Source organism: Aeromicrobium sp. Root344 (genome assembly GCF_001425755.1).
Lineage (GTDB): Bacteria > Actinomycetota > Actinomycetes > Propionibacteriales > Nocardioidaceae > Aeromicrobium.
Genome location: NZ_LMDH01000001.1, coordinates 3,128,524 through 3,148,214 on the forward strand (window position 1 = coordinate 3,128,524; position 19,691 = coordinate 3,148,214).

Below are 19,691 nucleotides of genomic sequence, written 5' to 3' on the forward strand. Positions count from 1 at the left end.
AGCTCAGCAGCCGCTGCGCATGAGCTCCGGCCGCTTGCCGTGCGTGACCTCGATGAACGAGACCTTCGAGGAGTCCTTGATCGTCGCCACAGTCGTGTCGCCGAACAGGAAGCCGATGTGGTCGTCACCAGCGGTGACGAATGCGCCGGCCTGGTCGAAGCCGGCCTCGGACACGGGAGACAGCTCGGGGTACGCCTCCTTGACGTCTGCGAGCGTGCTGCCGACACCGATCCCCTCCTCGGTCTTGGGCCCGCCCGCCGTGACACCCAGCGCCGCGACGCTGCCGTCCTCGCGGGTCAGCACGTCGACTCCGGTGAACTGCTTCTTCCATTGCAGCGCGAACGTACAGCCCTCGACACCCTTGACATCGGCGTCGAAGAGCCCTGTTGCGAGCGCCTCGTCCTTGGTGATGCCGGCCTTCACAGGTCCGATGGCTCCTGGCTTGACCACCAGGTCGCTCGCGCCGGCCGGCGGGGCGGGCGTCTCCTGGGTGGCCGTGGGTGTGGGGGTGGTCTGCTCGACCGTGAAGTCAGTGTCACCGTTCGTCGGCTCGCTGCCACAGGCAGATGTGAACAGGACGAGCACCGCGACGGTGCCGAGCATGCGTTTCATGGGGGGTCCTCCGACAGGCCAGGTTGTCTCGACCGTAGTGGCTACGGTCACCGGTTCGCGGGATTTCCCCGAGGGATGAGGCGTCCGTGCCGAGGGATAGGCTCATCCGGTGAGCCTCGCCGTACGCGTCATCCCCTGTCTGGACGTCGACAACGGCAGGGTCGTCAAGGGCGTCAACTTCGTCAACCTGCGCGATGCAGGCGATCCCGTCGAGATGGCCAAGGTCTACGACGCCGAGGGCGCCGACGAGCTCACGTTCCTCGACATCACGGCGTCGTCCGACAGCCGCGAGACGACGTTCGACGTCGTCGGCCGCACCGCCGACCAGGTCTTCATCCCTCTGACGGTCGGCGGCGGCGTCCGTACGCCCGAGGATGTCGACCGGCTCCTGCGCGCCGGAGCGGACAAGGTCGGCATCAACACCGCCGCGATCGCCCGGCCCGAGGTCATCGCCGAGATCGCCCACCGATTCGGCAACCAGGTCCTGGTCCTGAGCGTCGACGCGCGGCGCAGCAGCGAGCAGCCGAGCGGCTTCGAGGTGACCACGCACGGCGGCCGTACGTCTGCCGGCCTCGACGCCGTCGAGTGGGCGCGCACCGCCACCGAGCTGGGTGCCGGAGAGATCCTGCTCAACTCGATGGACGCCGACGGCACCAAGGACGGCTTCGACCTGGAAATGATTCGGGCGGTCCGTGGCGTTACACAAGTGCCACTCATCGCGAGTGGCGGCGCCGGCCGGCTCGAGCACTTCCCAGCGGCCATCGAGGCCGGCGCCGACGCAGTGCTCGCCGCGAGCGTGTTCCACTTCGGCGACTTGACCATCGGACAGGTGAAAGAGACGTTGCGAGCAGCAGGACACAGTGTCCGATAGGACGGCGGCCGAGCCCACCTCGGCAGCGCCACCCGATCCGGACGAGCGTGACCTCGGGACGACCGACCACACCCATGTGACCGGCCGCGGGTTCGCCCTGCTCGGCCAGGGCATCCGTGAGCAGCGCTTCCTGTTCTCCCTCTCGGTGATCGGCAGCGTCCTCTACGGCGCCATGACCGTCGCCGATGCGTGGGTCCTCGGCTGGGCCACGGACCACGTGATCCGTCCGTCGTTCGCCCGGGGCGAGATCGCCAAGGGCGCGCTGGCCGGTGCGATCGCCCTGTTTCTGGCCGTGGCGATCCTGCGCGGTCTCGGCGTCATCGGCCGCCGGCTGATCGGCGGCGTCGTCTTCTACCGCCTGATCGCCGACTACCGCCGCCGGGTGACCCGCAAGTACCTCTCCCTGCCGATGGCGTGGCACCACCGTCATCCCACAGGACAGCTGCTCTCCAACGCCAATGCCGACGTCGAGGCGACCTGGTCGGTCTTCATGCCGTTGCCGATGGCCGTGGGTGTCATCGCGATGCTGGTCGCCGCGATCGTCGCGATGCTGGCTGCCGACGTCGTGCTGACGATCGTCGGGCTCATCGTCTTCCCGGCGTTGTTCGCCATCAACGTGTTCTATCAGCGCTGGTTGTCGCCCAAGGTGTCGTACGCCCAGTCGTTGCGCGGTGACGTGAGCTCGGTCGCGCACGAGTCGTTCGACGGTGCGCTGGTCGTCAAGTCCCTCGGCCGTGAAGCCGACGAGACCGAGCGATTCACCAAGGTCACCCACGAGCTGCGCGATGCCAACATCGCCGTGGGTCGCATCCGCAGCATGTTCGACCCGCTGCTCGAAGCCCTGCCCAACCTCGGCATCCTCCTCGTGATCGTGCTCGGCGTCGGGCGAGTGGCCAGCGGTGCGGCCGACCCCGGAGACGTCGTCCAGGTGGCCTACCTCTTCACGGTCGTCGCCTTCCCCGTACGAGCGATCGGCTGGGTCCTCGGTGAGCTGCCGCGCAGCGTCGTCGGTTGGGAGCGGGTGTCGTCCGTGCTGGATGCCGAGGGTTCGATGGCCTACGGCTCGCGAGCGCTGCCCGGCGGCGGACCCGTGGCGCTGGACATCGACGGCCTGACGTTCGGCTACGCCGACGGCGACCGGGACGTCCTGCGGGGCATCGACGTCGAGGTCGAGCCCGGCAAGGTCGTGGCGGTCGTGGGCGCGACCGGCAGCGGCAAGAGCACGCTGACGTCGTTGCTGACCCGCCTCGTCGACCCGCAGCACGGCGCGATCCGCGTCGACGGGCACGACATTCGCGAGCTCAGCCATGCCGAGCTCGCCAAGGCGATCGCAGTCGTCCCGCAGGCCACGTTCCTGTTCGACGACAGCGTCCGCGAGAACGTCACCCTCGGCGGCGACTTCTCCGACGAGGACGTCTGGGCCGCTCTGCGTACGGTCCAGGCCGACGGGTTCGTCGCACGTCTCCCCGCCGGTCTCGACGCCGAGCTCGGCGAGCGCGGCACGACGTTGTCCGGCGGCCAGCGGCAGCGTCTGTCGCTGGCGCGGGCACTCGTACGTCGGCCACGCCTGCTGGTGATGGACGACGCCACGAGCGCCGTCGACCCCGAGGTCGAGCAGCGCATCCTCAAGGCGTTGGCGGCACACACGGCCGACGACGACGGGCCAACCGTGCTCGTGGTTGCCTACCGCAAGGCCACGATCGCGCTCGCCGACGAGGTGGTGTTCCTCGAGGACGGCGTCATCGCCGATCGGGGCAGCCACGACGAGCTGGTGGCCCGCTCGGCCGACTACCGCAACCTCGTCAACGCCTACGACCACGCCCGGGGGGTGGAGTCATGAGCGAGCGCCAGGCCGAAGAAGGCCGGCTGACCGGGATCGCGATCCTGCGTCGCGGTCTCGCCCTGTCGCCGGCGATCAAGGAGGGCCTCGGCCTCACGTTGCTGCTGGCGATCCTCAGCACGATCGGCGGCTCGGTCATCCCGATCGTCATCAAGCAGACGGTCGACTCCGGTCTCGGCAAGGGCAACGGCACCGAGCTGAGCGATGTCGCCGGCTACCTGCTCGCCGCGCTCGGCATCATCGTCGTCTCAGGTCTGCTGGCCTACTGGATGCGCGTACGCCTGTTCGTCGCGAGCGAGCGCGGCCTGGCCCAGCTGCGCGTCGACGCGTTCCGTCACGTCCACGACCTGTCGATGCTGACCCAGAACGCCGAGCGGCGCGGTGTCCTGGTCTCGCGGGTCACGTCCGACATCGACCAGGTGTCCCAGTTCCTGCAGTTCACCGGCATCATGATGGTCGTCAGCCTCGGCCAGATCGTCGTGGCCACCGCGATCATGGCGTGGTTCTCGTGGCAGCTGACGATCGTCGTCTGGGTGTGCTTCCTCCCGCTGGCGATCAGCCTCAAGTACTTCGCCGAGCGGCTCAGCCGCGCCTACGACATCGTGCGTGGCACCGTGGGCGAGATGCTGGCGGTCATCGCCGAGCCGGTGGTCGGCGCCTCGGTCGTGCGCGCCTACGCGATCGAGCGTCGCACGCAGCAACGGGTCGATGCCGGCATCGGCCGCAACCTCGACGCCAACGTCCGGGCCCAGAAGCTCGTCGCCGTCACGTTCGCCTCCGCGGGCGTCGCGGGTGGGCTCGCCAACGCGGCGGTCATCGCGTTCGGTGTGGCGATCGGGCTGTCCGGCCAGCTGTCGATGGGCACCGTGATCGCGTTCGCGTTCCTCGTCGGCCTGTTCGTCGGGCCGGTCCAGATGGCCACGCAGGTTCTCACCGACGCCCAGAACGCGATCGCGTCGTGGCGGCGCGTGATCGAGCTGCTCGACACTCCCGCCGATGTGGTCGACCCCGGCGCGGCCGGCACGACACTGCCCGGTGGTGTGCTCGGCGCGCGGTTCGAGGGCGTGACCTTCGCCTATCCCGGCGGCCCCGACGTGCTCAAGGACATCGACGTCGAGATCGCGCCGCGCCAGCGGGTCGCGATCGTCGGCGAGACCGGGTCCGGCAAGACGACGTTCGCCAAGCTGCTGACCCGGCTCATGGACCCGACTGTCGGCGTGGTGCGGCTGGGGGAGACCGACATCAGTCGGGTGTCCTTCGACGACCTTCGCCGGCACGTCCTCATGGTGCCCCAAGAGGGCTTCCTGTTCGACGCGACGCTGCGCGACAACCTGCTCTACGGCAAGAAGGACGCGACCGAGACCGAGCTCCTCGAGGTCTTCGACCGCCTGGGGCTGTCCGACTGGTACGCCTCGCTGCCACGCGGGCTCGACTCGCAGGTCGGCCAGCGTGGTGAGTCGCTGTCGGCGGGGGAGCGGCAGCTCGTCGCCCTCGTACGCTCGGCGCTCGCCGACCCGGAGTTCATCGTGCTCGACGAGGCGACCAGCGCGGTCGACCCCCAGACGGAGCTCCGGGCGACTCGTGCCCTCGACCGGCTCCTCGACGGTCGCTCCAGCGTGACGATCGCGCACCGGCTGTCGACCGCCGAGAACGCCGACCGGGTCCTGGTGTTCGATGCCGGCCGGCTCGTCGAGGACGGGACCCACGCCGAGCTGGTCGGGCTCGGTGGCGTCTACGCCCGGCTGCACGCGAGCTGGGTCGCCCAGGCATCGCTCTCGACGCACCAGCCGGCCGTCGACCCCGTGTGAGGCGGCCTGAGACACTGGTGGGCGTGAGCTCCCTCGACCCCGCCATCGCCGAGCGCCTCAAGCGCGACGCGCAAGGCCTCGTGACCGCCGTGATCCAGGACGCCGAGAGCCGCGACGTGCTCATGGTCGGCTGGATGGATGACGAGGCGCTCCATCGCACCCTGACGACCGGACGCGGAACGTTCTGGAGCCGGAGCCGGCAGACCTACTGGGTCAAGGGGGAGACCTCCGGCAACACCCAGGCCGTGCGCGAGGTCCGGCTCGACTGTGACGGCGACACGCTGCTGGTGCTGGTCGATCAGACCGGGCCGGCGTGCCACACGGGTGCGCGCACGTGCTTCGACGCGGACCGGCTGCTGTGAATTCGCGCCGTCTCTACGCGCCCGTCGTGCTCGGCACGCTCGCGGCTGGCGGACTGGCGTTCTTCGCCGCGTCCCGCACCTGGGCACACGTCAAGATCGCGACCGACGGGCTGCCGTCGGACTCCGTCGACGTGACCGGGTCCGACGCCCAGCCACTGGTCTCGGCACTGGCGCTGGTCGTTGTCGCAGCGGCGCTGGCGGTCCTGGCCTCCTCGCCCCGCGTACGTCGTGTGGTCGGCGGGTTCACGGTCCTGGTCGCGCTCACCGCAGCGGTCGTCGTGCTCCTTGGCGGCTCGTCGCTCGACCATGCGGTCGATCATGCCGTCAAGGAGTCGCCTGCCTACACGGGCACGGGCGACCACGACTTCACGACGTCGGCCTGGAAATGGGTCGCGGCGGTTGCGTTCCTCCTGGCCGCTTCGTTGGGCGGGATCACCGCTCGCCTCGGAGCGGTGTGGCCCACCATGAGCAGCCGCTACGACGCCCCCGCCGCACGCCCCGCGGTCACCGCTCCGCAGTCCGACGCCGAGATGTGGAAGGCGTTGGACGAGGGTCGCGATCCCACCCAGTAGTCTGAGCGCAGATCACGACCACGAGGAGAAACCACCCATGCACGGATCATCGCCCGCCGCCTGGACCGCCGTCCTGCTGTGCCTCGCCGGCATCACGATCGGTGGCGTCGCGCTGATTCCCGACCCGCACTGGACCTGGTTCATCGTCGGCTGCGTCGTGACGCTCGCCTCGGGCCTGGTCGGCAAGTTCATGGCCGCCGCGGGACTCGGCGTCGACCGCGCCGAACACGCCGAGCACTGAGGCGTACGCGATGAGCAACGAGCCGCCGGCGTACCCGCCTTACCCCGGACCCGAAGGGGCCCAGCCCGGCCAGCAGTCGCCTCCGCCTCCCGGATACGGTCAGGCGCCGCCTCCGGGATACGGCCAGCCCCCGTCGTACGCGTACGGGCAGGTCCCGCCGGCCTACGGCGCAGGTTTCCCGACCGGGCCCGCGCCGTTCCTTGCCAGCTGGTGGTCCCGTGTGGGCGCCTACCTGCTCGACGGGCTGATCCTGCTCGGCGTGATCCTCGTTCCGCTGGTGATCGGCCTTGTTCTCACGTTCAAGGACTCCGAGATCGATCCTGTGACGGACGAGATCTCCAACGTGGGCGGCGCAGGAATCCTCGTGCTGGTCCTCACGGCACTGCTCTACCTTGCGTTCGACATCTGGAATCGCGTGTTCCGGCAGGGGACCATGGGCCAGAGCCTCGGCAAGAAGGTCGTCGGCATCCAGGTCGTGCGGGCCGCGCACGGGGATCCCATCGGAGTCGGGGCAGGATTCGGCCGCTGGGGGATCACCTTGGTGATGGGCTTCGTGCCGTTTGTCAGCTTCATCATCGTCCTGCTCGACTACCTGTGGCCGTTGTGGGACGACAAGAACCAGTCGCTGCACGACAAGGTCGTCAGCTCGATCGTCATCCGGACCAGCTGATGCTCGTCCGACGCACGCCGACCAGGGACATGACATGAGCGATCAACCGCAGTACCCGAGCTATCCGGGATCTGACGACCCTGAGGGCCAGCAGCCGCCTCCGCCTCCGGGCCAGCAGCCGACTCCTCCCGGGTACGGGCAGGCGCCCCCGGCATATGGGCAGCAGCAGCCGCCGCCACCGCCGGGATATGGGCAGCAGCCCTATGGACAGCCCGCCTACGGTCAACCCGCCTACGGTCAACCCGCCTATGGTCAGCCCGCCTACGGTCAACAGCCCTATGGCTACGGCTACGCCCCGGCGCCGCGGACCAACCAGAAGGCACTGTGGGGGATGATCCTCGGGATCGTCTCGATCGTGTTCTGCTACCTCGGCCTGATCATCGGCCCGGCGGGCATCATCTTGTCGGTCCTGGGCCGCAAGGACATCAAGCGGAGCAACGGCGCCGAGACGGGTGAGGGCATGGCGACGGCCGGCTTGATCACCGGCGTCGTCGGCACCTTGGTCCAGGCGTCGATCATCACCTTGCTCGTCCTGTCCGAGGTCTACAACTGGTGACGCTCACGCCGAGAGCCGAGGTCGGGCGCCGCGTGGTGGCGTCTGGTCTTCGCGCTCCGGCACTGCTCGGCGCGGCCGGTCTCGGCGCCGCCGTCCTCCTGCACCTCCGCGACCCGCACGACTCGGGGTCCTACGGCTACTGCCCGTTCCTGACCCTCACCGGCAAGCCGTGCCCGGGGTGCGGCAGCCTGCGGGCCGTCAACGACCTGACGCGTGGCGACGTGGTCGGCGCCCTGAGCAGCAATCTGCTCGCGGTGGTGCTGGTGGGCGCCTTGGCTGCGGCATGGGTTCTCTGGGTCGTACGCCGTGTGCGGGGCAAGGTCGACTCGATGATCACCCTCACCCTGCCGGCGGGGCTCGCCCTGATCGCTGTCATTCTCGCGTTCGGGGTCGTTCGCAACACCCCCTGGGGATCCTGGCTCGCTCCCTGAGCACGGCCCGCCAGGATCCCGCGGCCGGGATCAGACCTGGGGGAGGTCCAGCACGCCCGTCGCGAACAGGATGATCCACAGGACCGAGAGCGCAGTGCCGACGATGCCGAGCACGAGTCCCGCGGTGCCCATGCCGGCGCCCTTCTGGGTGCCTTGGGAAGCCGCGACCTGACGACGACCCGGGATCGCGAGCCCGATGGCGACCGGCCCGAAGATCACCCCGCACGCGCCGATCAGACCCAGCACGGCGGCCAGGATGCCGACGATCATCGACCAGAGCGCCAGCTGGTTCTGTCGTGGCGGTTGTCCGTAGTTGCCGTAGCCGCCTGGTGCTGGCGGCTGGCTCCCGGGCGGCGGAGGGTACGAACCCTCAGGCGGCGGTGGGGTGGAGCCGTAGCTCGGCAGGCCGGTGGTGGACGGGTTGGGTTCGCCCGGGTGGGCGGGTGGCTCGTTCGTCATCCCGCGAGCATAGGGGCGTGACGCGGCGGTGCAAGTCTGCCGGGACTCAATCCCTGAAGTACGGCGACATCAGCCACGTGAGGATCACGAACGCGATCGTCGTGACCCCGATCGTGAGCCCGATGACCGCGGTCATGTCGCCGCCCTCCGTGCCCTTCGAGTCCCGGATCTCCCGGCGAGCGAACACGCCACACGTCACCGACGGCACGGCGACGGCGAACGCGAGGAACGGGTAGATGAACAGGCACGGGAACGCCACCGCACCGAAGACCACGCTGTAGACCGCCTTGGGATTGGTGGGAACGCCGGTCCCTTCGCCGCTCACGTCACTCGTCCGTCACAGTGCAACCGGCTGGCCCTGGATGCGGCGCGAACCGTGGGCCGCGGGGTCGTTGCTGGGCGGATTGTCCTCGCCCGGGTACGGCGGCGGCTCGTTCGTCGTCATGCCGAGAGCATAGTGACACGACGACTCCGGGGAACCCCTGCGAGACACGAGCCGCGCCGGGGATACTCTTGAGAAGTCCACTGCGAGTGAGGAGGAGGGGTTCCGTGTCCGTACTCGACGAGATCCTGGCCGGCGCCGCCGAAGACCTCCGCGAGCGCATGCACCAGACCTCCCTCGACGATCTTAAGGCGCAGGCCGCTCGTCAGAAGGAAGCACTCGACCCGATGCCGGCGTTCCGCGGCGACGGCGTCTCGGTGATCGCCGAGGTCAAGCGAGCCAGCCCCAGCAAGGGTGAGCTCGCCGCGATCAAGGACCCCGCCGCACTGGCTGCCGACTACGCCGCCGGTGGCGCCGCCGCGATCAGCGTGCTCACCGAGCAGCGGCGGTTCGGCGGCACGCTCGACGACCTGCGGACCGTACGCGCCAACGTCGACGTCCCGGTGCTCCGCAAGGACTTCATCACGACCTCCTACCAGCTGTGGGAGGCTCGGGCAGCGGGCGCCGACATGGCGTTGCTGATCGTCGCAGCCCTCGAGCAGATCGCGCTGGAGAGCCTCATCGAGCGAGCCCGGTCGATCGGGCTCACGCCACTCGTCGAGGTCCATGACGAGGACGAGGTCGATCGCGCGGTGGACGCCGGCGCCGACCTGATCGGCGTGAACGCGCGCAACCTCAAGACCCTCGAGATCGACCGCGGCACGTTCGAGCGGCTGTCCCCGCGCATCCCCGACGGCGTCGTCAAGGTCGCCGAGTCCGGCGTACGCGGTCCGCACGACGTCATCGAGTACGCCAAGTTCGGCGCTCACGTGGTCCTGGTCGGCGAGACCCTCGTACGCGGTGACGATCCCCGCGCGAGCGTGGCGGACCTCGTCGCAGCGGGCGCTCACCCCGCCCTGCAGCACCGCTGGTAGAGGCGTCATCGTTCCGACGGTGACGCGCCTTCGCCCTGCCGCTTCCACCATCAAGAGGACCCATGTACGCGCAACCTGACCCGACCGGGCACTTCGGACGCTTCGGCGGCCGCTTCATGCCCGAAGCACTCATCGCCCCGCTCGACGAGCTCGACAAGGCGTGGACCGACGCCAAGGCCGACCCGGCTTTCATGGCCGAGCTCGACCGCATGCTGCGCGAGTACGCCAACGTCCCGAGCCCGCTCTACGAGGCGCACCGCTTCTCGGAGGCCGCCGGCGCCCGCATCCTGCTCAAGCGCGAGGACCTCAACCACACCGGTGCCCACAAGATCCGCAACGTGATCGGCCAGGCGCTGCTCGCCAAGCGGATCGGCAAGCCGCGGGCCATCGCCGAGACCGGCGCAGGGCAGCACGGTGTGGCATCGGCGACGGCGTGCGCCTATCTCGACCTCGAGTGCGTCGTCTACATGGGCGAGCTCGACACGCAACGCCAGGCGCTCAACGTCGCACGCATGAAGATGCTCGGCGCCGAGGTCGTGCCCGTCACGACCGGCAGCCGTACGTTGAAGGACGCGATCAACGAAGCCCTGCGCGACTGGGTCGCGAGCGTCGACACCACGTCCTACCTGTTCGGCACCGCTGCCGGTCCGCACCCGTTCCCGAGCATGGTGCGCGACCTGACGCGCGGCATCGGCGACGAGGCGCGCGCCCAGGTCCTCGAGCTCACCGGGACGTTGCCCGACGCCGCTGTGGCGTGCGTGGGCGGCGGCTCCAACGCGATCGGCCTGTTCACGGCGTTCATCGACGACGCCGACGTCAAGCTCGTCGGCATCGAGGCCGGAGGTGACGGTGTCGAGACCGGACGGCACGCGGCGACGATCACCGGCGGCGACGTCGGCGTGCTGCACGGCGCGCGGTCGTTCCTGCTGCAGGACGAGGACGGCCAGACGATCGAGTCGCACTCGATCTCCGCAGGACTCGACTATCCCGGTGTCGGCCCCGAGCACTCGTTCCTCGCCGACACGGGCCGTGCGTCGTACGTACCCGCAACCGATGCGGCCGCGATGTCGGCGTTCGACCTGCTCTGCAAGACCGAGGGCATCATCCCGGCGATCGAGTCGGCGCATGCGCTGGCCGGTGCCCTGGAGCTGGCCAAGGAGTTGGGCCCCGACTCGACCATTCTGGTGAACCTGTCCGGCCGCGGCGACAAGGACGTGCACACCGCGGCGGAGTACTTCGGGCTGATCGACGAGCCGGTCGTCCTCGAGCAGGGGGTCGAGGAATGAGTGCGATCGACGAGCTCTTCGTCAGGACCCGAGCGGCGAATCGTGCGGCTCTCGTCGGCTACCTGCCGGCCGGATTCCCGTCCAAGGAGCTGTCGGTCAAGGCCATCGAGGCGATGGTCGACGGCGGTGTCGACCTCGTCGAGGTCGGCCTGCCCTACAGCGATCCCGTGATGGACGGCCCGACGATCCAGGCCGCGGCCGACCAGGCGCTCCGAGCCGGCACGCGTACGACCGACGTCATCGACGTCGTACGCGCCAGCGCCGCCACGGGTGCGCCGACGGTCGTCATGACCTACTGGAACCCGGTCGAGCGCTTCGGTGTCAACCGGTTCGCCGAGGCACTCGCGGACGCCGGGGGAGCGGGCCTCATCACGCCGGACCTGATCCCCGACGAGGCCGGCGAGTGGGTCGCCGCGTCGGAGCAGTACGGCCTCGACCGCATCTTCCTGGTCGCCCCGTCCTCGACCGACGCACGTCTCGCCATGACGGCGGAGGCGGCGAGCGGATTCGTCTACGCCACTGCGGTCATGGGCGTCACCGGCGCCCGCGAGCAGACCAGCGCGCTCGGGCCCGAGCTCGTGGCGCGACTGCGCAAGGTGACCGACAAGCCGGTCGGTGTGGGCCTCGGGGTCAGCAACGGCGACCAGGCCCGCGAGGTCGCCGCGTTCGCCGATGCGGTCATCGTGGGGTCCGCCCTCGTACGCTGTCTGCTGGATGCCGAGGACGAGTCCGCCGGGCTCGAGGCTATCCGCCGGTTGGCCCAGGACCTGCGCGCCGGCGTCGAGAGGACCTAGATCACGTGAGCGTCGCGTCATTCATCCCCAGCCCGTCGCACGGCGTCTGGGACATCGGGCCGATCCCCCTGCGGGCGTACGCCTTCGGCATCATCATCGGCGCCATCGTCGCGATCATGATCGGCGAGCGCCGGTTCCAGGCGCGCGGCGGCCGGCAGGGTGTGATCGGCGACGTTGCCATCTGGGCGATCCCGTTCGGCATCGTCGGCGCCCGGATCTACCACGTGGCCACTGACCCGGAGCTCTACTTCAGCGACGGCAAGCACCCGCTCAACGCATTCAAGATCTGGGAGGGCGGCCTCGGGATCTGGGGCGCCATCGCGGGTGGTGCACTCGGTGCCTACATCGGCTGCCGTCGCTACGGGGTGTCGTTCTCCTCGGTGGCCGACGCCCTGGCGCCCGGCCTGCTGGTCGCGCAGGCGATCGGCCGCATCGGCAACTACTTCAACCAGGAGCTGTTCGGCAAGCCGACGACCAAGCCGTGGGGGCTCGAGATCGCGGTCGACAAGCGCCCTGACGGCTACACGCAGTTCGCGACGTTCCACCCCACGTTCCTCTACGAGCTGCTGTGGAACCTCGCCGCGGCGGCCCTGATCATCGCGATCGACCGCAAGCTCAAGCTCACCGGCGGCCGTGCGTTCGCGCTCTACGCGATGCTCTACACGTCCGGTCGCGTCTGGATCGAGGCGCTGCGCATCGACGAGGCCAACCACATCGGCCCTTTCCGCCTCAACGTGTGGACGTCGATCATCGTGTTCGCGGTCGCGGCGACCTACTTCGTCGTCACCCGCAACCGTGCCCGGCCAGATGAGCCGGTCACCGACGCCGCGGAGACCGCCGACGAGTCGACCGACACCGAAGAAGCCCGCTGACGTCAGGAAAGCCTGACCTTCGGTGACGGCGGCGCATGGTCGGACGTACGTTTTCACCATGACCGAAGCAGTCGAGAGCGTCGAACCCCTGCCTGATCCTGCGCACGTCGAGCACGAGCACCCCGATGTCACCGGCGGCTGGCTGCGGCCGGCCGTGTTCGGGGCGATGGACGGGCTGGTGTCCAACTTCGCCCTGATCATGGGCGTCGTCGGCGGCAGCAGCGCCAACGACACCAAGCCGATCGTCCTCGCGGGACTGGCCGGCCTCGCCGCGGGCTCGTTCTCGATGGCGGCGGGGGAGTACACCTCGGTCGCGAGCCAGAGCGAGTTCGCGCTGGCGCAGGTCGAGATCGAGCGCGACGAGATCCTCAACAACGAGACCGCCGAGGAGGCCGAGCTCGCGGTGATGTTCGTCGAGAAGGGTGTCGACGAGGACGTCGCCCGCGAGATGGCGGCGCAGATCCACCGCAACCCGGAGAACGCCGTCAAGGTGCACGCGCGCGAGGAGTTCGGCGTCGACGTCGACGACCTGGCGTCGCCGATGCTGGCGGCGGTGTCGTCGTTCTTCGCGTTCGCGCTCGGCGCGGTCATCCCGGTGTTCCCCTACCTGCTCGGCATCGAGTCGCCGTGGCTCGCGATCGCGCTGTCGCTCGTGGCGCTGTTCGCGTGCGGTGCGGTCGTCACCCGGATCACGGCTCGTTCGTGGTGGTTCGGCGGGTTGCGGCAGCTCCTGCTGGGCGGCGCCGCGGCCGGGCTGACCTACCTGGTGGGCGACGCGGTGGGCAGCGCCATCGGCTGATGCGGCGCCCGACGGCGTAGCCGTGTAATCTTGTGATGCTGTCCGAGGCCAACGTCGTCCCCGGTACGAGAATTTTCGTGACCCTGATGACGTGAAGTGAGGCCCTCCATGCGCGCCCCCCTCTATTCGACTCAGCCGCCTGCCCAAGGTCTGTACGACCCGCAGAACGAGCACGACGCCTGCGGTGTCGCGTTCGTCGCCACGCTGACCGGTGTGCCGAGCCACGAGATCGTCCTCCAGGGCCTCACCGCCCTGCGCAACCTCGACCACCGCGGCGCCGTTGGCGGTGACCCCGACACCGGCGACGGCGCGGGCATCATGATCCAGGTTCCCGACGCGTTCCTGCGCGGGGTCAGCGGCGTCGAGCTGCCCGAGGCAGGTTCGTACGCCGCGGGCATGGCGTTCCTGCCGACCGACGAGGCAGACGCGGCCGAGGCGCGTCGCCGGGTCGAGGAGATCGCGACCGAGGAGGGCCTGACGGTCCTCGGCTGGCGCGAGGTCCCGGTCGAGCCCGAGGTCCTGGGCCACGGCATGTCGCGCGCGGCGATGCCGGCCTTCGTCCAGGTGTTCGTCACGGCGGCGGGCGAAGCGCAGAGCGGCATCGAGCTCGACCGCACGGCCTACTGCCTGCGCAAGCGCGCCGAGCACGAGCTCGCGGTCTACTTCCCGTCGCTGTCGAGTCGCACGCTCGTCTACAAGGGCATGCTGACGCCCGAGCAGCTCGAGGGCTTCTTCCCCGACCTCGCCGACCCGCGCATGGAGTCGGCCATGGCGATCGTGCACAGCCGCTTCTCGACCAACACGTTCCCCAGCTGGCCGCTGGCGCACCCGTTCCGCTTCATCGCGCACAACGGCGAGATCAACACCGCGCGCGGCAACCGCAACTGGATGCGTGCCCGCGAGGCTCTCCTCGAGAGCGACCTGATCCCCGGCGACATGAACCGGCTCTTCCCGGTCTGCGACCCGCTGGGCAGCGACACCGCATCGTTCGACGAGGTGCTCGAGCTGCTGCACCTTGGCGGCCGCAGCCTGCCGCACGCCGTCATGATGATGATCCCCGAGGCGTGGGAGAACGACGCCGACATGGACCCGGCCCGCCGGGCCTTCTATGAGTTCCACTCCTCCGTCATGGAGCCGTGGGACGGTCCCGCCGCGATCGCGTTCACCGACGGCAACCAGATCGGCGCGGTCCTCGACCGCAACGGCCTGCGCCCCGGCCGCTACTGGGTGACCGAGGACGGCCTCGTCGTGCTCGCGTCCGAGGCCGGTGTCCTCGACCTCGACCAGAAGACGATCACGCGCAAGGGCCGCCTCGAGCCGGGCAAGATGTTCCTGCTCGACCTCGACCAGCACCGCATCATCGAGGACCACGAGATCAAGAACACGCTGGCCTCGGAGCACCCGTACGACGAGTGGCTCTACTCCGGCCTCGTGCGCTTCGAGGACCTGCCCGACCTCGAGCACATCGTCCACACCCACGCTTCGGTGACCCGTCGTCAGCAGGTGTTCGGCTACACCGAGGAGGAGCTGCGGCTGCTCATCGCGCCGATCGCCCGCACCGGCGCCGAGGCGATCGGGTCGATGGGCACCGACACGCCCCTCGCCGCGATCTCGGACGGTCCTCGTCAGCTGTTCGACTACTTCTCGCAGCTGTTCGCCCAGGTCACCAACCCGCCGCTCGACGCGATCCGCGAAGAGGTCGTCACGTCCCTGGCCGGCACGATCGGGCCCGAGCGCAACCTGCTCGCGCCTAGCCCGGCGTCCTGCCGCATGCTGCAGCTGCCGTTCCCCGTGCTCGACAACGACGAGCTCGCCAAGATCCGGCACATGAACAAGGACGGCGACATGCCGGGCTTCTCGGTGCACGTGGTCCGTGGCCTGTACGACGTGCACGGCGGCGGCGCGGCGCTCAAGGCCAAGCTCGACGAGATCTGCGGCGAGGTGTCGCGCGCGATCGCCGACGGCGCGCGGATCATCGTGCTGTCCGACCGGCACTCCAACGCCGACCTCGCCCCGATCCCGTCGCTCCTGCTGACCGGTGCGGTGCACCACCACATGGTGCGCGAGAAGCTGCGGACACAGGCCGGTCTCATCATCGAGGCCGGCGACGTCCGCGAGGTGCACCACGTGGCGCTCCTCATCGGCTACGGCGCGACCGCGGTCAACCCCTACCTCGTGCTGGAGTCCGCCGAGGACCTCGCCCGCGAGAAGGTGTTCGTCGAGGGAGTCGAGCCCGGCAAGGCGCTGCGCAATGTCGCGTACGGACTCGGCAAGGGCGTGCTCAAGGTCATGAGCAAGATGGGCGTGTCCACGGTCGCGTCCTACACCGGCGCCCAGATCTTCGAGGCCGTCGGGCTCTCGAACGAGGTCATCGACGCCTACTTCACCGGCACGTCGTCCAAGCTCGGCGGCGTCGGCCTCGACGTGCTGGCCGAGGAGGTCAGGTCGCGCCACCTAAAGGCGTACCCGACCAGTGGCATCGCGGCCGCGCGTCGTCACCTCGAGACCGGCGGCGAGTACCAGTGGCGTCGCGGGGGACCGGAGCACCTGTTCGACCCCGAGACGGTGTTCCGCCTGCAGCACTCCACGCGCACGGGCAGCTACGAGATCTTCAAGCAGTACACGAGCCGGGTCGACGACCAGTCCGAGCGCCTCATGACGCTGCGCGGCCTGTTCGGCTTCAAGGAGGGTGAACGCCCGCCCGTGCCGATCGAGGAGGTCGAGCCGGTCTCGGAGATCGTCAAGCGCTTCTCGACCGGTGCGATGTCGTACGGCTCGATCAGCCAGGAGGCGCACGAGACCCTCGCGATCGCGATGAACCGCCTCGGCGGCAAGTCCAACACCGGCGAGGGCGGCGAGGACCCGGAGCGCCTGTACGACCCGGAGCGCCGCTCCGCGATCAAGCAGGTCGCGTCGGGCCGTTTCGGCGTCACGTCGGAGTACCTCACCAACAGCGACGACATCCAGATCAAGATGGCGCAGGGTGCCAAGCCGGGCGAGGGCGGCCAGCTGCCCGGACCCAAGGTCTATCCGTGGGTCGCGCGTACGCGTCATTCGACGCCGGGCGTCGGCCTCATCTCGCCGCCGCCGCACCACGACATCTACTCGATCGAGGACCTCAAGCAGCTCATCCACGACCTCAAGAACGCCAACCCGTCGGCACGCGTGCACGTCAAGCTCGTGTCGGAGATCGGCGTGGGCACGGTCGCCGCGGGCGTCTCCAAGGCCAAGGCCGATGTCGTCCTGATCTCCGGCCACGACGGCGGCACGGGCGCATCGCCGCTGACGTCGCTCAAGCACGCCGGCGGACCGTGGGAGCTCGGCCTCGCCGAGACCCAGCAGACCTTGCTGCTCAACGGGCTGCGCGACCGCATCGTCGTGCAGACCGACGGCCAGCTCAAGACCGGTCGAGACGTCGTCATCGCCGCACTGCTCGGCGCCGAGGAGTTCGGCTTCGCCACCGCACCGCTCGTCGTGAGCGGCTGCATCATGATGCGGGTCTGCCACCTCGACACCTGTCCGGTCGGCGTCGCCACCCAGAACAAGGCGCTGCGCGAGAAGTACGCCGGCAAGGCCGAGTACATCGTCAACTTCTTCCAGTTCATCGCCGAGGAGGTCCGCGAGATCCTGGCCCGTCTGGGCTTCCGCACGATCGAGGAGGCCGTGGGCCACGCCGAGGTCATCGACGCCCGCAGGGCCGTGGACCACTGGAAGGCCGACGGTCTCGACCTGACCCCGATCCTGTACGTCCCGGAGCTCCCTGAGGGTGCGGCCCGGCACAACACGACGGGCCAGGACCACAGCCTCGACAAGGCGCTCGACAACGAGCTCATCGCGCTCAGCGCCGATGCCCTCGAGCGCGGCGAGCCGGTGCGCGCGCAGGTCGACATCCGCAACGTCAACCGTACGGTCGGCACGATGCTCGGTCACGAGGTCACCAAGCGCTATCGCGGCGAGGGCCTCCCGGAGAACACGATCGACATCACGTTCCTCGGCTCGGCCGGGCAGTCGTTCGGCGCGTTCGTGCCCAAGGGCGTCACGCTGCGGCTCGAGGGCGACGGCAACGACTACGTCGGCAAGGGCCTGTCGGGCGGCCGCATCGTCGTCCGCCCGCCGCGCGAGGTGCAGTTCACCGCCGAGGCGCAGATCGTCGCCGGCAACGTGATCGGCTTCGGCGCGACCAGCGGCGAGATCTTCCTGCGCGGCAAGGTCGGCGAGCGGTTCTGCGTCCGCAACTCCGGCGTCAGCGCCGTCGTCGAGGGCGTGGGCGACCACGCCTGTGAGTACATGACGGGCGGCCGGGTCGTGATCCTCGGTCCGACGGGTCGCAACGTCGCTGCCGGCATGAGCGGCGGCTCGGCATACGTCCTGGACCTCGACGAGACCCGGGTCAACAAGGACATGGTAGAGCTGCGGGCCGTCGCGGGCGCTGCCGCCGAAGAGCTCAAGTCGCTCATCCACAAGCACCAGGAAGAGACCGGCTCGGTCGTCGCCGAGCAGCTGCTCGGCGACTGGGAGCAGTCACTCGCCCGCTTCACCGAGATCATGCCGGTCAACTACCGGCTGGTGCTCGAGGCGCGCGACGCTGCCGAGTCCGAAGGACTGTCCGAGGAAGACACGACCGCACGCATGATGGAGGTGGCCGCACGTGGCTGATCCCAGAGGATTCATCACGACTCCCCGCCAGGTGGCCGAACGGCGCCCTGTCGAGGAGCGCGTCAACGACTGGAACGAGGTCTACCCCGGTGGACCCGGCCGCGCCCTGCTGCCGATCATCACCGAGCAGGCCGGGCGCTGCATGGACTGCGGCATCCCGTTCTGCCATTCCGGCTGCCCGCTCGGCAACCTGATCCCGGAGTGGAACGACCTGGTCTGGCGTGAGGACTGGGACGAGGCGCTCGACCGCCTGCACGCGACCAACAACTTCCCGGAATTCACCGGGCGGCTGTGTCCGGCGCCGTGCGAGACCGCATGTGTCGTGGCGATCAACCGCGACGCCGTGACGATCAAGAACGTCGAGGTCTCGATCATCGACAAGGGCTGGGACGACCGGCAGGTCAAGCCCGAGCCGCCTGAGTGGCTCACCGGCAAGACCGTCGCCGTCGTCGGCTCCGGCCCGGCAGGCCTCGCCGCCGCGCAGCAGCTGACCCGCGCGGGGCACACCGTCGCGGTGTACGAGCGCGACGACAAGCCAGGCGGACTGCTCCGCTACGGCATCCCCGAGTTCAAGATGGAGAAGATCCAGGTCGATCGCCGCATCGACCAGATGCAGCGCGAGGGCACGGTCTTCCGCACGGGCGTGCAGGTCGGCGACACGCTGACCGGCCACCAGCTGCGGGACCGCTACGACGCCGTCGTGCTGGCGATCGGCTCGACCGTACGCCGTGACCTGCCGGTCCCGGGGCGCGAGCTCGCAGGCATCCACCAGGCCATGGAGTTCCTCCCGCAGGCCAACCGCGTCGCGCTCGGTGAAGAGGTCGAGAACCAGATCGTCGCGACCGACAAGGACGTCATCATCATCGGCGGTGGCGACACCGGTGCCGACTGCCTCGGCACGTCCGTGCGTCAGGGCGCCAGGTCGATCACACAGCTCGAGATCATGCCCAACCCGGGCACGGATCGTCCCGAGACGCAGCCGTGGCCGACCTACCCGATGATCTACCGCGTCTCCTCGGCCCACGAGGAGGCAGGGGAGCGGGTCTACTCGATCTCGACCAAGGAGTTCCTCGGCGAGGACGGTCACGTCAGCGGCCTGCGGCTCGTCGAGGTGGAGATGGTCGGCGGGAAGTTCGAGGAGGTCGAGGGCTCCGAGCGCATCGTGCCGGCGCAGCTCGTGCTGTTCGCGATGGGCTTCACCGGTCCTGAGCAGGAGGGACTCGTCGACCAGCTGGGCGTCGAGCTCGACGAGCGGGGCAACATCAAGCGCGACAAGTCGTACATGTCCAGCATCGACGGCGTGTTCGTCGCCGGCGACGCGGGCCGCGGCCAGTCGCTCATCGTGTGGGCCATCGCAGAGGGCCGTTCGGCCGCTGCGGGGGTCGACGCCTACCTGTCGGGATCGACCAACTTGCCGGCCCCGATTCCGCCGAATGCGCGCCCGTTGACGGTGTGACAACCGGTCTTTCGCCCTCCGACCTGAGCGAAACCTGATTTGTTGCGCCA

General features: G+C 69.4%; 19 protein-coding genes. 16 read left to right on the forward strand and 3 right to left on the reverse strand.

Annotated elements, in window-relative coordinates:
- Positions 1–3 precede the first annotated feature (3 nt).
- Entirely contained in the window at positions 4–612 is a 609-nt protein-coding gene (locus ASC61_RS15470; protein ID WP_056213375.1) for a hypothetical protein, read from the reverse strand.
- Between the two features lie 109 nt (positions 613–721).
- Between ASC61_RS15470 and hisF the strand changes: the two genes are divergently transcribed.
- Genes hisF through ASC61_RS15515 form a run of 9 tightly spaced genes read left to right on the forward strand, consistent with a single transcriptional unit; the run spans position 722 to position 7,963 of the window.
- Complete coding sequence (gene hisF, locus ASC61_RS15475; RefSeq protein ID WP_056213377.1) at positions 722–1,483, forward strand: imidazole glycerol phosphate synthase subunit HisF; 762 nt, start codon at positions 722–724, stop codon at positions 1,481–1,483.
- Positions 1,473–3,323, forward strand: a complete 1,851-nt coding sequence (locus ASC61_RS15480) for an ABC transporter ATP-binding protein (RefSeq protein WP_082530704.1) — start codon at positions 1,473–1,475, stop codon at positions 3,321–3,323. The genes hisF and ASC61_RS15480 overlap by 11 nt, the downstream gene beginning before the upstream one ends.
- The gene (locus tag ASC61_RS15485) at positions 3,320–5,131 is read left to right on the forward strand and encodes an ABC transporter ATP-binding protein (RefSeq protein ID WP_056213382.1); all 1,812 of its coding nucleotides are present in this window, start codon (positions 3,320–3,322) and stop codon (positions 5,129–5,131) included. The genes ASC61_RS15480 and ASC61_RS15485 overlap by 4 nt, the downstream gene beginning before the upstream one ends.
- 23 nt (positions 5,132–5,154) lie before the next feature.
- Positions 5,155–5,493: a phosphoribosyl-AMP cyclohydrolase gene (gene hisI, locus ASC61_RS15490; protein WP_200935468.1), complete on the forward strand. Its 339-nt coding sequence runs from the start codon at positions 5,155–5,157 to the stop codon at positions 5,491–5,493.
- The gene (locus tag ASC61_RS15495) at positions 5,490–6,065 is read left to right on the forward strand and encodes a Trp biosynthesis-associated membrane protein (RefSeq protein ID WP_056213384.1); all 576 of its coding nucleotides are present in this window, start codon (positions 5,490–5,492) and stop codon (positions 6,063–6,065) included. The genes hisI and ASC61_RS15495 overlap by 4 nt, the downstream gene beginning before the upstream one ends.
- 37 nt (positions 6,066–6,102) lie before the next feature.
- Positions 6,103–6,306 carry an HGxxPAAW family protein gene (locus ASC61_RS15500; RefSeq protein ID WP_056213386.1) on the forward strand — a complete coding sequence of 68 codons (204 nt, stop codon included), beginning with the start codon at positions 6,103–6,105 and terminating at the stop codon, positions 6,304–6,306.
- A gap of 10 nt (positions 6,307–6,316) precedes the next feature.
- Positions 6,317–6,976, forward strand: coding sequence for an RDD family protein (locus tag ASC61_RS20395; RefSeq protein WP_082530706.1), 660 nt, complete (start codon positions 6,317–6,319; stop codon positions 6,974–6,976).
- A 34-nt stretch (positions 6,977–7,010) separates the two neighbouring features.
- Positions 7,011–7,532 (forward strand): DUF4190 domain-containing protein, encoded by a 522-nt coding sequence (locus tag ASC61_RS20300; protein WP_082530707.1) that lies wholly within the window; start codon positions 7,011–7,013, stop codon positions 7,530–7,532.
- Positions 7,529–7,963, forward strand: a complete 435-nt coding sequence (locus ASC61_RS15515) for a DUF2752 domain-containing protein (RefSeq protein WP_082530708.1) — start codon at positions 7,529–7,531, stop codon at positions 7,961–7,963. The genes ASC61_RS20300 and ASC61_RS15515 overlap by 4 nt, the downstream gene beginning before the upstream one ends.
- Positions 7,964–7,993: 30 nt before the next feature.
- Here ASC61_RS15515 and ASC61_RS19475 read toward each other — a convergent pair whose 3' ends face one another.
- Positions 7,994–8,422 carry a DUF4190 domain-containing protein gene (locus ASC61_RS19475; protein WP_082530709.1) on the reverse strand — a complete coding sequence of 143 codons (429 nt, stop codon included), beginning with the start codon at positions 8,420–8,422 and terminating at the stop codon, positions 7,994–7,996.
- A gap of 46 nt (positions 8,423–8,468) precedes the next feature.
- Complete coding sequence (locus ASC61_RS15525) at positions 8,469–8,747, reverse strand: DUF4190 domain-containing protein (protein ID WP_056213393.1); 279 nt, start codon at positions 8,745–8,747, stop codon at positions 8,469–8,471.
- A gap of 224 nt (positions 8,748–8,971) precedes the next feature.
- Here ASC61_RS15525 and trpC point away from each other — a divergent pair, with 224 nt between their 5' ends.
- From trpC to ASC61_RS15560, 7 genes are all read left to right on the forward strand, one after another.
- Positions 8,972–9,778, forward strand: a complete 807-nt coding sequence (trpC, locus tag ASC61_RS15530; RefSeq protein WP_056213394.1) for an indole-3-glycerol phosphate synthase TrpC — start codon at positions 8,972–8,974, stop codon at positions 9,776–9,778.
- Between the two features lie 62 nt (positions 9,779–9,840).
- Positions 9,841–11,064 carry a tryptophan synthase subunit beta gene (gene trpB / locus ASC61_RS15535; RefSeq protein ID WP_056213396.1) on the forward strand — a complete coding sequence of 408 codons (1,224 nt, stop codon included), beginning with the start codon at positions 9,841–9,843 and terminating at the stop codon, positions 11,062–11,064.
- A complete protein-coding gene (gene trpA / locus ASC61_RS15540; RefSeq protein ID WP_056213397.1) occupies positions 11,061–11,858 on the forward strand; it encodes a tryptophan synthase subunit alpha in 798 nt (265 codons plus the stop codon). The genes trpB and trpA overlap by 4 nt, the downstream gene beginning before the upstream one ends.
- A 5-nt stretch (positions 11,859–11,863) precedes the next feature.
- Positions 11,864–12,730 (forward strand): prolipoprotein diacylglyceryl transferase, encoded by an 867-nt coding sequence (lgt, locus tag ASC61_RS15545; protein ID WP_056213399.1) that lies wholly within the window; start codon positions 11,864–11,866, stop codon positions 12,728–12,730.
- Positions 12,731–12,788: 58 nt separating this feature from the next.
- The gene (locus ASC61_RS15550) at positions 12,789–13,529 is read left to right on the forward strand and encodes a VIT1/CCC1 transporter family protein (RefSeq protein ID WP_056213401.1); all 741 of its coding nucleotides are present in this window, start codon (positions 12,789–12,791) and stop codon (positions 13,527–13,529) included.
- 108 nt (positions 13,530–13,637) lie between these two features.
- The gene (gene gltB / locus ASC61_RS15555) at positions 13,638–18,185 is read left to right on the forward strand and encodes a glutamate synthase large subunit (protein ID WP_056213402.1); all 4,548 of its coding nucleotides are present in this window, start codon (positions 13,638–13,640) and stop codon (positions 18,183–18,185) included.
- On the forward strand, positions 18,178–19,641 hold the full coding sequence (locus ASC61_RS15560; RefSeq protein ID WP_056213404.1) for a glutamate synthase subunit beta: 1,464 nt from the start codon (positions 18,178–18,180) through the stop codon (positions 19,639–19,641). Before gltB ends, ASC61_RS15560 begins: the two co-directional genes overlap by 8 nt.
- The last annotated feature ends 50 nt before the right edge of the window (positions 19,642–19,691 follow it).